At 26.9% G+C, this 13,017-nt stretch carries 13 protein-coding genes and 1 riboswitch; of the genes, 11 read left to right on the plus strand and 2 right to left on the minus strand.

The genetic code is table 4. The features are described 5' to 3' along the window. The first annotated feature begins 24 nt into the window (after positions 1 to 24). From AAHM98_RS01850 to AAHM98_RS01875, 6 genes are all read left to right on the plus strand, one after another. Entirely contained in the window at positions 25 to 837 is an 813-nt protein-coding gene (locus AAHM98_RS01850) for a hypothetical protein (protein ID WP_342276809.1), read from the plus strand. Further along, positions 771 to 4,865, plus strand: coding sequence for an ABC transporter permease (locus AAHM98_RS01855; RefSeq protein WP_342276810.1), 4,095 nt, complete (start codon positions 771 to 773; stop codon positions 4,863 to 4,865). The genes AAHM98_RS01850 and AAHM98_RS01855 overlap by 67 nt, the downstream gene beginning before the upstream one ends. Before the next feature lie 15 nt (positions 4,866 to 4,880). Next, on the plus strand, positions 4,881 to 5,822 hold the full coding sequence (locus AAHM98_RS01860) for a hypothetical protein (RefSeq protein WP_342276811.1): 942 nt from the start codon (positions 4,881 to 4,883) through the stop codon (positions 5,820 to 5,822). Positions 5,823 to 5,848: 26 nt separating this feature from the next. After that, positions 5,849 to 7,369, plus strand: a complete 1,521-nt coding sequence (locus tag AAHM98_RS01865; protein WP_342276812.1) for a lipoprotein — start codon at positions 5,849 to 5,851, stop codon at positions 7,367 to 7,369. A 139-nt stretch (positions 7,370 to 7,508) separates the two neighbouring features. Next, positions 7,509 to 7,607, plus strand: a riboswitch (purine riboswitch). Positions 7,608 to 7,678: 71 nt separating this feature from the next. After that, positions 7,679 to 7,945, plus strand: a complete 267-nt coding sequence (locus AAHM98_RS01870; protein WP_342276813.1) for a hypothetical protein — start codon at positions 7,679 to 7,681, stop codon at positions 7,943 to 7,945. Next, positions 7,930 to 8,175 (plus strand): hypothetical protein, encoded by a 246-nt coding sequence (locus tag AAHM98_RS01875; protein ID WP_342276814.1) that lies wholly within the window; start codon positions 7,930 to 7,932, stop codon positions 8,173 to 8,175. Before AAHM98_RS01870 ends, AAHM98_RS01875 begins: the two co-directional genes overlap by 16 nt. Here AAHM98_RS01875 and AAHM98_RS01880 read toward each other — a convergent pair. Further along, entirely contained in the window at positions 8,147 to 8,320 is a 174-nt protein-coding gene (locus tag AAHM98_RS01880; RefSeq protein ID WP_342276815.1) for a hypothetical protein, read from the minus strand. The two genes, AAHM98_RS01875 and AAHM98_RS01880, sit on opposite strands and share 29 nt — an antisense overlap. A gap of 3 nt (positions 8,321 to 8,323) precedes the next feature. On the opposite strand from AAHM98_RS01880, the gene AAHM98_RS01885 reads away from it, so the two are divergent. From AAHM98_RS01885 to rpmB, 3 genes are all read left to right on the plus strand, one after another. Beyond that, positions 8,324 to 8,611 (plus strand): hypothetical protein, encoded by a 288-nt coding sequence (locus AAHM98_RS01885; RefSeq protein WP_342276816.1) that lies wholly within the window; start codon positions 8,324 to 8,326, stop codon positions 8,609 to 8,611. A 14-nt stretch (positions 8,612 to 8,625) separates the two neighbouring features. Then, the gene (locus tag AAHM98_RS01890) at positions 8,626 to 9,081 is read left to right on the plus strand and encodes a solute carrier family 23 protein (RefSeq protein WP_342276817.1); all 456 of its coding nucleotides are present in this window, start codon (positions 8,626 to 8,628) and stop codon (positions 9,079 to 9,081) included. A 93-nt stretch (positions 9,082 to 9,174) separates the two neighbouring features. Then, positions 9,175 to 9,366 (plus strand): 50S ribosomal protein L28, encoded by a 192-nt coding sequence (gene rpmB / locus AAHM98_RS01895; protein WP_342276818.1) that lies wholly within the window; start codon positions 9,175 to 9,177, stop codon positions 9,364 to 9,366. A gap of 48 nt (positions 9,367 to 9,414) precedes the next feature. Here the strand turns inward: rpmB and AAHM98_RS01900 are convergent, their stop codons facing one another. Then, positions 9,415 to 9,711 carry a zinc ribbon domain-containing protein gene (locus AAHM98_RS01900; RefSeq protein ID WP_342276819.1) on the minus strand — a complete coding sequence of 99 codons (297 nt, stop codon included), beginning with the start codon at positions 9,709 to 9,711 and terminating at the stop codon, positions 9,415 to 9,417. A gap of 233 nt (positions 9,712 to 9,944) precedes the next feature. Here AAHM98_RS01900 and AAHM98_RS01905 point away from each other — a divergent pair, with 233 nt between their 5' ends. Both AAHM98_RS01905 and pstA read left to right on the plus strand, forming a co-directional pair. After that, positions 9,945 to 10,952 carry a PstS family phosphate ABC transporter substrate-binding protein gene (locus tag AAHM98_RS01905; RefSeq protein ID WP_342276820.1) on the plus strand — a complete coding sequence of 336 codons (1,008 nt, stop codon included), beginning with the start codon at positions 9,945 to 9,947 and terminating at the stop codon, positions 10,950 to 10,952. A 12-nt stretch (positions 10,953 to 10,964) separates the two neighbouring features. After that, on the plus strand, positions 10,965 to 13,013 hold the full coding sequence (gene pstA, locus AAHM98_RS01910; RefSeq protein ID WP_342276821.1) for a phosphate ABC transporter permease PstA: 2,049 nt from the start codon (positions 10,965 to 10,967) through the stop codon (positions 13,011 to 13,013). The last annotated feature ends 4 nt before the right edge of the window (positions 13,014 to 13,017 follow it).

Consider the following 13,017-nt stretch of genomic DNA (forward strand, 5'->3'; position numbering starts at 1 on the left):
TTATTGATTAAGGAAGAAAAAATAATGATTAAAAGTAATTTTAAATTTTCTAAAACTCTCTTTTATACTTGTATAAGTTTAAGCATTATTTATTTTGTTTGTAAAGTTAGTATTATCCACTGTTATGATGAAAACAATGTTTTAAAAATTATTAGTGAATTAAATAGTGTTTATTTAATTGTTAGTATGATTTTTATTGTAGTTTTTTTAGTTTATTTATCAAAAATTAACCAAAAAATTAAAATGTTGTCCTTAAAAATAAAAAAAGACTTACAAATCAAAGGTAAATTGAATTATTTCTTATTAATAGTTTTAATTATTTTACTAGTTCATTCAATAATTATTTTATTTTTAAAAATTTCTTTTATTAATAATATATCACAAACTCTATCGCCACTGATTAGAAGTTTTCTAATTATTAATTTAGTAGTATTACTATTAAGCGTAATATTTTATACTTTTTTAGTAAATTTTTCTAATTTTATTAATAAATTATATAAAAAAATAAAAATTAATATTTCAATTAAAAAGTCATTTCAACTATTTTTGATTTTAATAAAGAAAATAAAACTAAAAATGTTATTTAATTTAAAATCATTTACTTTAAAATTAATTAATAATTTTAAAGTAAATTATATTTTAGTTAATACTTTACAATGATTAGAAATTTTCCGTAAATCACAAAAACTAAATAATACTAAAAAGGCCTGCGCTCCTGGAATTATCCCTGTTTTTAACAGTCCAATCGTTTTAAAAATAGGGAGAATTATATGATTAAAATTAAATTGTTATTTAAAAATAACTTTAAAAATACAACCAAAAATAAAATTCAACTAGTTAGTTTAGTTATTTTAGTTTTTTTAACTTCACTAGTTTTTAGTATTATTGAAACTTCTAAAACTCGTGTTACTAATAGTTATAATGATTTTATTTCTGCTGAACAAAGTAATCAACACGATTTTATTGTTGATTTTTCTAATACTAGTTATGTTGTTGATGGTAAAGATAACTTTAGTAATGTCAGTAGTTTAGAAGAACATCAAAATGCAGTACTTGATGATATTAATCAAAAATTAAAAACCAATAATGCTATAGATAGTTTTGCTTATGAGCGAGTAGAAGCAAGAACTTTTTATGTTGGTAATAATAATCAAAAAATTTTAAAAGCTGTTACTTTAAATCCAGAACAACAAACTGATAAGTTTATTGTGACACAAGGAATGCCTTTAAGTTTATGAAGTAAATACCAGCAAGCTGTTAATCGTTATTCAGAACGGTGAGTTTATTTAAATCCTAAATTTGCTGCTAATAATAACATTAAGATTAATGATATTATTAGATTACAAAGTGATAATTATGGTAATTCCATTTTAATTAAAAATGATCTTGATATTAGTAAATATCAAAATCAAGATATTAACCAATGATTACCTAATTCACCTTACGCCAGTGCTAATTGATTTCGTGTTGTTGGATTTGGTGCTTCAGCTGATTTAATCACACCAATTATTGATGCTTTTCATCTTATTCCTGATATGAAAAATCAAGGTTTAGTTTATCTTGATCCAATTTTATTTGGATTAGAACAAAAAACTATTACTTTACTTGATGGATCTAAAGTTGATATTATTAGCACTAATCCTAATCAACGATTAGTAACATCTAGTTCTAGTGATCGTGAAGTTTATTATGTTGGTAAGTTTTACTATAATAAAAATCCAGAAGTAGCAAGTACTAGAATTAAGCAATTGCTTAATTCAAATGCTGAAATTGACAACATTAAATTAGGTTCACATTTTGTGAAAATTGGTGATGCTAATCATCCTTTAGCAACATATAAAGATGATAGCGAGTATCCTTTAGCAAGTCGAATTACATTTTTAGAAACAACTTTAAAAGCTTTTACTTTAGGTTCGTATTTAATTATTATTACAACTTTATTATTATCAGTTTTTGCTTTAGTGCTGGTATTAAAAAAACAAATTGAAAACACAAGAGTTCAAAATGGAATTTTAAGAAGTCTTGGTTATCATAAACATAATATTATTTTAAGTTATTTTAGTTATCCGCTAATGATTGCTTTAATTGGAGGAATTAGTGGATATGTAATTGGTTTAGCATCACAACAATTAGTAATAATGTTCTTTCAAAATTATTTTAATTTTGTTTTTCAACCATTTGTTTTTACTATAACTTCTTTAATAGTTTGTGTTTTTGCTATCTTTATTTTATTAAGTTTAGTTACTACGATTACTTGTGCTATCATGATGTTGAAAAATCCAGTGGTAATGATTAATGGTGATGTGATTAATGCTACTTTTATGATTAAACAAAAAATTAAAAAGAAAATGACTTTTAAAAATAATTTTAATAGTCGTTTTAAAGCCGCTTTATTTAGTAATTCAATTGGGAAAATGACAGGAGTGTCATTAACAATGATTGTTGTTGCTGCTTTAATAGCAGCAACAACCACAATTCCCATGATTTTACAAGATAATTTGAAATATTCATATATAGGTGATAATTATCAAACCAAGATTGAATACTATAATCCAACCTATAATATTCCAACTAGTTTTTATAAAACCTATGATCCATCACAACCAGCATGAACTATTAATAATAATAGTTATTATATGCACTTTGCAGATGGTAATACCAACATGATTGATAATTTAGATCAATTAATGAATCAATATCAAACAGGGAAAATCAATAGTGAAACTTACAGTCCAACTTTTAATGCCACTGATTTAACTAGTTTATTATATAAAAATATTAGCAAACAATATTTAACTAGTAATAAAATTACTATCCCCCAAACATCACAAATCTTAACACCAATTATTATTAGTAGCATTTGAAGTGATTATCATAGTATGGGTTTAGATAATTTTAATAATAAATCATCAGTTGAAACAATTGTTGGAACTTATCTCGATGCTCAAAAAAATGTTAAACAATTAGATTTATTGAGAAGTTTTTATTTAAAATATCGTACTACTATTGGTTTAGATCTCCAAAATCCAAAGTATTTTTCCTCTGATAAAAGTACAATTAAAATTAATGAGAATCCTAATGATTTTTTTACAAATGCTGAATACCTTAATAAAGGCATTCTTCCTGGTAATGATTTAACAGATGGTCATTTAACAGATGAGAATAATATTTATACACCTTTTAGTCAAATTGTTAGTGATCCAGTTGCTGGTTATGATACAGTAGAAAAGTTAACCTATGATATTTATAATTGATATAAGGCTTATTTCATTGATAATATTGAACAAGGATTTATTCAAGGGATTTATAGTCAAGCACCTGATAGTTTACGAGCAGCAATTGCTCAGAATTTTAAAAATCCAAATGCTAATTACAATATTTTATTTGGTGTTGTTCCTTATAATCCTGTTAGCGATGATTTAGGTACTTACTTTAATGCTAGTTGTCGTAACCAAAATTTTAAAGTTTATGGGATTAAACAAAATAGTAAAACCCAAAAATTAACTAACAATAATAGTGATGACTTATTATCACAACTATATAATAGTAATGATAATGGGGTTATTCTTAATGCTAGTTTAGCTAAATTATTAAATGTTACAGTTGGTCAAACTATTAGTTTAAACCAATCGCGTAATGTTTTAAAACAAAACAATCAAGTAATTAATCCAAATAGTTGGGATACGAGAAAACTAAGTGCAAATGATCCACTAGGTAATAATAGTTACACTAATAGTAAATACTTATATAGCACTTTATCAGGTAGTCATCAGAACTATAATGTCAATTGAATTAATAAAGATATTATTAATAATAATCAAGATTTTGTTTTAAAATCAAATATTGATCCAACAAATCCAACTCCAGTAACAGCTACTTCAGTAGAAAAAGATGCTTCATCAGGTTCTTTAATAATTAATAGTGAAAAAGTACTTGCTAATAATACTTATGTTGTGAAAGGAATTACTAATCAGTATGGTGATAATAAAGCTTGAGTTAAAGAAACACAAGCAGAAAAAGTAACAGGCTATAACGAAATTAAACCTACTTTATTTCAAACATTCTTAAAAGAATGAACTAAACCATACGATGTTAGTGCTTCACAAACCGTTAAATCCCAAGTTCAGGCTTTAAATAGTGGTGGTTTTGTAGCTCCTAATCTAGCTGATTACCCAGCAAAATATAATGATTTTATTAACAGTAATGATTCAACTATTCGCATATGACAACAAATCTTTAATAACGAATATCCTGTTTTTAATTATAAATTATCACAATCTAATGCCATTGATGATTTAACTAATGGCATTAGTACTAGTCAAGTTTATGGTGATTACTCAGTTAATGGTTTAGTTGGAGGCAGTGATATTAGTGGTAACCAATATAATGCTTATAAGATTAGTAGTGTTAATAATTTATTACCAATAACAACAGCACAAGGAATCTTAGAACATATTTATCAAATTATTAATACTATCTTATTTGTTGTAATTACTATTGCTTGTTCGCTTGCTTTATTGATAATTATTTTAACAAGTAATGTCATTATTGCTGAGAATTTAAAAGTTATTTCAACAATGAAAGTTTTAGGATATAGTAATAAATCTATTACTAAATTAGTATTAGGAATTTATTTTCCAATTGTTGTTTTAACAACCATCATTGGTTTTATTCTAGGGTGAGGTTTATTATTATTTGGTGCCAGTTTCTTATTGCATAATGCGATTGTTATTCCTTTAATTATGAAATGGTGATTACCATTTATTTCTATTGCTATTAGTTATTTATTATATGCTTTAGCTTATTTAATGAGTTGAAAAATTATGACTAAAGTTAATAGTTTAGACATTATTACTGAGATTTAAAGGAGTTGATAATTAATGAAAAAAATGTTAAAAGTACTATCAATATTTATTGTTAGTACTCCTGTTATGTTAAATGTTACAGCATGTAGTAATGAACCAAATTGAGACAATATTCCAATTCCACCACCTCAAATTCCAATTGAAGTTACTGGATTTCAAGGTGTTGACTTTGCTTCTATGAACATTAAAGATTATGATACTGTTGCTAGTTTATTTTTAGCAATTAAAAATAAATTACAAGATAGTCCATGAGCAGCTGAAACAGCCACTATTCGAACAGGAACTAAAGATGGAAAAGTAATTACTGATTTAAATGCTTTTGATTTAAATCGTAATGCTCAATATACTTTTGAAGTTAAGTCAAACATTATTACTTTACCAGGTGATGCTAATTTTATAATTACTATTACTAGTTCTCATCATATTGCTGATAATATGAATATTGCTAATTTAAATCAAATTGATGATATTAATGATAAAACGATCTTAATTGCTTGTGTTTTTAAGAATATGAACTTAGTAAGTAAAATTAATGAAATTGCTGATGAATATTTAAATCATATTGAAATTAAAACTGATGGCAAACCCAATTATGATAGTCCAATTAATGGTACAGCGACTTTAATTAGTCCTGCTAGTTCTATTCAAGAACCTTATTTTTATGGTTCGATTACAGTTAATTTTACTGTTAAACTAAAAAAATCACCGCAATATCCAACTGACCTTAAGTCAGTAATAAAAACTCCAGAGTTAGGAAATATTCCTGATAATCGTCAATATACAATATTGATGTATGTTATTATTAGAAATTTCGTTACTCAACTTGACTTATTAGCAGAAATTGTTAATAATTTAAATATTACTAATCCAACAAACGACAGTGCTGAACTTAGTGCTATTAAAGATTCGCAATATTATAGTGGTCATATTACACTAAAGTTCCAAATCGCAAAATAAATGTTAAATAAAGGGAGAAAACAATCATGAGAAAATTATTAAGCCTTTTAGGTGTACTAACTTTAGGAAGTATAACAACAACAAATGTTGTTGCATGTTCTAAACCACAATTAAACCCTGCAGATCAAAGTAAATTACCATTCTTATATCATGAAGTTAAAGTTACTAACTTAGGTAATATTAAAAATGATGCTAGTCATATCTTAGCTGCTTTTCAAAAACAGAATCCTAATATTAAAGATGATACATTAAAAATAACAAATATTACTAATAAAACAGCTATTATTAATGCTGATCAATATGATACTAATTTTAAAAAAGGGACATTAAATGTTATTTTTAATAGTATTGACTCAAAAGATTTAGCAAAATTAATTACGGTAAAAAATGTCTATGCTAGTAGAAATTTAGAAGGAATATTTCCTAATCCTACAAAAATCAAGGAACAAGATGTTTTAGATGGAGTTAATGCTTTAAATGGTTTAAATTTAACTTTACAAGATGTTACAGTTACATTATCTAATCAAGATACTGTTGCAACATCAGCTACAATTACAGCAAAACCAGGATCGCAATATCAAGGAACAGATATTCCAGTAATTTTAAATAAAAATCTTGATATTGCTCAAATTTTTACTAATACCGATCTTGGTGATGTTTATTTACCACAAAAATTAATAGATGAATTTCAAGAATCAGGTTCTGCATTAGCAATTAAGGCATTTTTAATAGAATATATTGGTGATGCTAATCGTTTATTACAAGAATTTACTGATTTAGTTGCAGGAGTTCAATTTGTAGACGGTATAATAAATTTTGATAAAAATCAATTAACTATTGATGCTAATCCTACAAAGAATCCTTTACATAAAGTTTTTAGTAATAAGGTAACTTTTAATTTTAATATTAATGTTGATAATCGTATAAGCATTGATAATGCAATTAAAACTATTGATTTGAAAAAACCCGCAAGTACTGATTTAGCAACAATAAAACAAGCAATTATTGACCAAAATCAAACACAATTAAAATCATTTAGTAATGAAGAAGTAAATGATTATTTAGTCGTTACACTGCCTGATAAAACTAATAGTGCATCAGCTAATGTTAGTTGATTGCCTGGATCAAAAAGCTTCTTAGGTCATGATCCACTTGCTGCTGTTATTTCTGGTGTAACTAACATGCCATCATTAAATACTAATGTTTATTTTGGAGTTATTAAAAGTGATTTTGCCATTCAAGATGCAACTACAGGAAAAGCAATTTTTGATAATCTTCATAGTTATTTAAAAAGTACTTATCAATTAAGTAAAGATGATAGTGCTGCTGCCATTGCTGATTTTGCAGTATGGTACAAAGGTAAAGAAATTAGCAGTGATGATAAAACAAAAGTAGATATTAGCGAAAATGTACCAGTAACAATTAAAATTATTTTAAAATCAACTGTTGATGAAAAATATCAAGCAGATTGACAAAAATTAATTAATGAAGGATTTAATGCTGGAAATACTTATGTTAGCAATACTAATATAACTAATAAAAAATAATTACTAAAATCATTTTAGCCTATTAAACTTTAATAGGCTATTTTATTTGTTTTATAATAAAAATGAATATCTATATGTTTTTTATTTCCTTTAATCCCACTTATTGACTTTAAAATATTTATGTAGTATAAAATAACTATAAAATCTAAACAACAGTACCCTTATAAACTAGTAATATGGACTAGTGTATCTACGTTTAACCAAAAATTTAAACACTATGGGTTTATTTATGAATTTTTTTCATAAATAAATCAACATTACTTCTAAGGAAATGTTGATTTTTATTTTTATAAAGATTAGGAGGACAAAATGTTTTATAAAAAACAAATTAGTAAATTTTTTAAATTTGATAGTGTTAATGCTACTTTTAAAAAAGAAATCATTGGTGGTTTAACAACCTTTTTAGCTATGGTCTATATTTTATCAGTACAACCAAGTATTCTTTCACAATCACCAAGTATTAACCCAACTAATGGAAATATGAACTTTGGTGGTATCTTTATTGCCACGGCAATTGCTACCTTTGTTGTGGAACAACGATTATGGGACTATCTGCTAATATGCCTGTTGGATTAGCGCCAAGTATGGGTTTAAATGCCGTGTTTACCTTTAATGTTGCAAAGAACGGTATTGGCTATGAAGGTGCTTTAATTGCCGTAATGATTTCTTCGCTTTTATTTTGTTTAGTATCAGCTACTAAAATTAGAATATTAATTATTCAATCAATACCACAATCAATGAAATTAGCGATTGGTGCTGGAATTGGTTTTTTATTGCTTACATTGGTTTTAAAGATATTGGTTTAGTAAGTTCTACTGATAGTGGTTTACCAATTGCTTCACTGTCACAGTTAAAAAATACTTGACCATTAATATTAATAGGAGTTGCTATTTTAAGTTTAATTTTTATTTTGTATTTTAAAAAAATACCTGGTGCTATTGCTATTGCCATCCTATGTGGTGTGGTTTAGTAATATCTTTAATCATTGGTAATGTTGGGAAAAGTGATTTTATTAAAGAAAATTTTGCCCATTGAACAAATTGAAGTTATAGTGATTTTAGTTCATGAAAAATTAATTTTAGTAATACTTATAATGCTATTAGTAATCCTAAGATTTGAATGTCACCAACAATGTATATTGCTATATTCGTGTTTTTATTCGTATCTTTCTTTGATACCACAGGTACTTTATTTTCAATTTCTCATCAAATTAGTGACCAAACTGGTATTAATATCAATTAAAGAAAAATGCTTTAATGGCTGATTCTTTTGTTACACTTACTGGTAGTTTAATTGGTTGTTCGCCAATTACTACTTATGTTGAGTCATCAACTGGTGTTGCTCAAGGAGCAAGAACTGGTTTTTCATCATTAATAATAGCAATCATGTTTTTAGTTGCTATTGTTTTATATCCATTATTTAAACTGATTACGCCTTGTATATCTGGTTCTTCTTTAATTTTTGTTGGTAGTTTAATGATAAAACAATTAAAAGATATTGAATGAATAATTCCTGAAATTAGTATTGCTGCTTTCTTCACAATTATTACGATGATTATCACTTATTCAATTACTAATGGGATTGCTATTGGTTATTTGGCTTATACTTTAACAGTATTAGTTAACAAGAAATATAAGGATGTTCATATCATTACTTATATGCTTGATGTTTTATTTATTGGTTATTTTATTGCTTATGCTTTTGTACAGTAGTAAGAGTTAAAAAGAAATTTATTTATTTTTTACTAAATTGTAAATAAATATGATATTATTAATTAGTTAAAACATTAATAAGGAGAAATAACTATGGCAAGAAAATGTGCGTTAAGTGGTATTGGACCGCTTTCTGGAAATACGCGTTCACACGCAATGAACTCTTCTAAAAGAAAATGAAACCCAAACTTGCAACCAGTAAAAATTGGTGGAAAAACTTTAATGATTAGTGTTCGTACTTTAAAAACTTTAAAGAGAAATAATGCTTTAGGTAATAGTAAATAATAATTGCTTTTAGTCTTTAGAATTATGTGAGTATAAAAATGTTAGGAACTAATTCCTAACATTTTTAATTATCAATAAGGTTGGGGTTTCATCGTAATAGAAATGGTATTTTTGCAATATATGATTTACCAAAAAACTTAAAAATGATGGGATGTGTTTTTTCATCATATTATAAACTTGTTCTTGCATCTCTCTAACAGTAATACTTGGTTGTCTAAATTTACCAGCATCATAACAATTTTTACAATAAATAGTACTTAGTGACTTATCTCACTCTATTCCTTTATCATTATCTTTCTTAATAGACATATTACAACTTTGACAATTTTTATATACTTTATTCATTTTTATCCTCCTGTACAAAATTTATCTAATATAATAATTTAGTAGTTTAAAAATATGATAATTAGTTATGCCTATTTTATCATTTTTATTTTTTTACGATTTATTTTATACAAAAGCATACTTTAAGTTTATTAATGAATTGAAAAAATGTAATATTTTTTTTAATTTTTGTTAATTATCTTGTTATAATACGTTTATATAATAATTAAAGTTCAAAGTTTAGGTGAATATATATGTGGCAAAAACGAATTTTAGGTTCATTATGGATTATAACAATGCTTATTATTGTTATTGTCACATTTGTTAATAATAAACCCTATTTTATTATGGGGGGCTCGACTTCTGTCTCGCCGTTAATGAATACTTTAATGGCTGATTATACGGAAAATCATAAAGATGCTGACTTCACATATAATAGTTTAGGCTCTGATGCAGCCATTATTCCTGTTGAAAAAGGTATGTTTGGGATTGGTTGATTATCAAAAGAGTATACTACTACTAATCCAAACCAGATTAGTTTTGTGTTATCACTTGATGGTATGATTTTAGTTTATAATTTACCACCTTCTGAATTGGGTAATAATATACCATTAAATTTTAACCAAACAATTGTTAAAAAAATGTATTTAACAAACAGTAATGTTTATTGAAAAGATTTATTTCCCAAACCGCAAGATCCTATTCAACAAGATAAACAGGGATGAATTAAACCAACTTCAACTTTAAAAGTTCTAACTTATACTCGTGAAAACGGTTCAGGAACACGTGATGTTTTTAATGAAAAAGTATTAGGTAATAAAGCTGCATATTATCCCCAAGCCACAACTGTCAATTCAAGTACACAAATGTTTAATATGGCACCTGGTGGGATTGGTTATAGTTCTTATTCTGATAAAAAACAGTTAATTAGTAATCCTTTATTTACCAATGTTCGTATGGGTGATTGAGGCAATGTTACTCCAAGTTTAGATACTATTAAAAATAAAACTTATACTTTAGCACGACCATTTACTGGTTTAATTAATACAAAATATAAACAAATGAATACATTAGTTAAATTTTTAAAGTTCTTATTTGACCCATCAAATCCCAATCATAATATTGTTGATACTGCTTTTAATGAAGACAACTATGCCCAAGCAGCAGTGCCATGAGATGATGACCCTAGTGGTGTCAATGATAAGTTATATGCGTGGTTACACCCCCACCATACACCATCCCCATCAAATCCTGTAATATAAGAGGTATAGTCAATGAAGCCCAAATCTTTTCAAAACTTTTGACACAAAATAACTTTCAATCGTTTTAATAAAAATTATGAAGTAAAAAATGTTATCATCAGTGAACAAAAAAAACATATCCAAGATTTAATTGTTAAAATTACGATTTTAGGTTTATCATCATTAGCCTTAATTGTTCTTGCGTTATTAATTGGTTTTGTTGTTGGTCAAACATTTAGCGATATGAATTTTTTGACCTGATTAAAAATGTTGGGCAGCAGCAAATGGTTACCTAGTAGCAATAACTTTGGTGTGATTGCCTTTGTAGTAGCAACATTTTGAGTAGCATTAATTTCGATGTTGATTGCTGTACCATTAAGTTTATTAACCTCATTATTTATTTGTGAATTTTTACCACGACGATTAAAAAAAGTAACTTTAACGTTAGTTGAGTTATTATCAGGGATTCCTTCTGTGGTCTTTGGTGCATTTGGATTAATGACCATTGGCCCCATTTTTGTCAAAATGGGTGCTCCAACTAAAGAAAATATGATGACTGCTAGTTTTATCTTATCAATGATGGCACTACCAACTATTATTTCTTTATCTGTGAATGCTATTAATAGTGTTCCTAAGTCGTATCGTTATGCATCATTAGCTTTGGGTATTAGTCGTACTCATACTAGTTTTAAAGTGGTTTTTAAAGCAGCGCTTCCTAAGATTATTGGAGCAGTTATTTTTGGTTTTGGTCGCGTAATTGGTGAAACGATGGCCGTTGTTATGATTGCTGGTAATAGTACTTTAGTTCCTGGTTTTAAAGATGGTCCCTTAGGATTTATTTTCAGTTCCGTCTCCACATTAGCAGGGGTAATCGGACTAGAAATCGGTGAGGCTGTTAGTTCTCAACAAATATCTGCATTATATGGAATTGGTTTATTTTTATTTATTATTGTTTCAGTTATTAATGTAGTAGTATTATTAATTTATAAACGTACAGAAAAGAAATTAAAAGGTCATCATAAACCTCGTAACTATCATTTAAAAACTTCAAAGTTATCTAATCAGCAACTGACTAATAGTATTCATGAAAAAAGTATTAAAAACCGTCAGTGAAAACATTTTAAAGATTATGTTCGGATTTTTTTCATGAGCATTTCTTGTTTTATTACTATGGGTTTAATTATTTGAATTATTGGTGATATTATTATTAATGGGATCTTTAATATTAGTGGTACTGCTGGAAGTGGGACTTTCAATTTTAATTTTCTTGCACTATTCCAAACAACGAGTGATGAAGGATATTTATCAATTGTCGCGATGACATGCTTATTGGTCTTAACAGCAATTACCATTGCCATGCCATTGGGCATTATTGGCGCCATTTATTTACATGAGTATTCTAAAAATAATAAGTTTGGAAGTATTTTACGATTTGTTTTAAACACTTTAGCATCAACGCCATCCATTATTTTTGGAATGTTTGGTTTTAGTTTGTTTATTGTTTTTTTAGGAATGAGTTTTAGTGCCATTACGGCAGGTTTAACGTTGACAATTGTTGTGTTACCACTTATTATTAGAGCAGTAGAAGATACGCTAAAATCAGTACCTGTGGAATATCGTGAAGCTTCATTAGCTCTTGGTGCTAGTAAGTTTGAAACCATTAGAAAAGTAGTGATTCCTAATGCGATTGGTGGGATTGTTACGAGTATGATTTTATCAATGGGAAGAATTGTTGGAGAATCAGCACCAGTATACTTAACATTAGGAAGTACGGTTGGGTTCCCTGACAAAGGATTCTTAAGTTCGGGTCAAACCTTAACGACTCATATTTTACTAATTAATAAAGAATCAAATGACCCTAATAAACTAGGAATGATGTACCAAACTGCGCTAATAACGGTGGCATTAATCTTTATCTTAAATTTCTTAGCAAAACATTTCGAAAAAAGTTTAACAACAGGAGTGGGGGTGAAAACAAAATGCTCGATGGAACTAATCAAGGAAAAAATAATAGTAATGAAGAACAAACACCACAACAAACAACAAATAAAAAAACAGCTCAAAAGTGAAATGAGAAAGTAATTGT

The sequence above is a fragment of the Spiroplasma endosymbiont of Nebria brevicollis genome (genome assembly GCF_964030895.1).
In the GTDB taxonomy this organism is placed as follows: domain Bacteria; phylum Bacillota_I; class Bacilli_A; order Mycoplasmatales; family VBWQ01; genus Spiroplasma_E.